Genomic DNA, 479 nt, shown 5'->3' with positions numbered 1-479 from the left:
GGCCAGCAGCAGGTGTTCGGCCACTTGCCCGGTGCCCGCCTGCATAACCTGTACGGGCCGACCGAGTCGGCGATCGACGTCACCCACTGGACCTGTGTCGACGAGGGGCGTGACAGCGTGCCGATCGGCCGGCCGATCGCCAACCTGTACACGCACATCCTGGGCCCGGCGTTCGAAGTCTTGCCGCAGGTTGCGATGGGCGAGCTGATGCTCGGTGGCCAGGGCCTGGCGCGCGGTTACCATCGTCGCCCGTCGTTGACGGCCGAGCGTTTCGTGCCCGACCCGTTCGGCAGCCACGGCCAGCGCCTGTACCGCACCGGCGACCTGGCGCGCTACCGCGACAGCGGGGTGATCGAGTACTGCGGGCGCATCGACCATCAGGTGAAGGTGCGCGGGCTGCGTATCGAGCTGGGTGAAATCGAGGCACGGGTGCTGGAGCACCCGCAGGTGCGCGAGGCGGTGGTGCTGGCCCAGGACAG

The 479-nt window shown here is 69.5% G+C and carries 1 protein-coding gene; it reads left to right on the top strand.

Annotated elements, in window-relative coordinates:
- Window positions 1-479, top strand: a 479-nt coding sequence (locus LVS58_RS25000; protein ID WP_233693250.1) for an AMP-binding protein, incomplete at both ends; no start/stop codon positions are given.

Origin of the sequence: Pseudomonas sp. JR33AA, from assembly GCF_021378985.1 — a bacterium.
In the GTDB taxonomy this organism is placed as follows: Bacteria; Pseudomonadota; Gammaproteobacteria; order Pseudomonadales; family Pseudomonadaceae; genus Aquipseudomonas; species Aquipseudomonas alloputida.
Note: the sequence above shows the minus strand (reverse complement) of the source record. Positions and strands in the feature narration are given on the sequence as shown.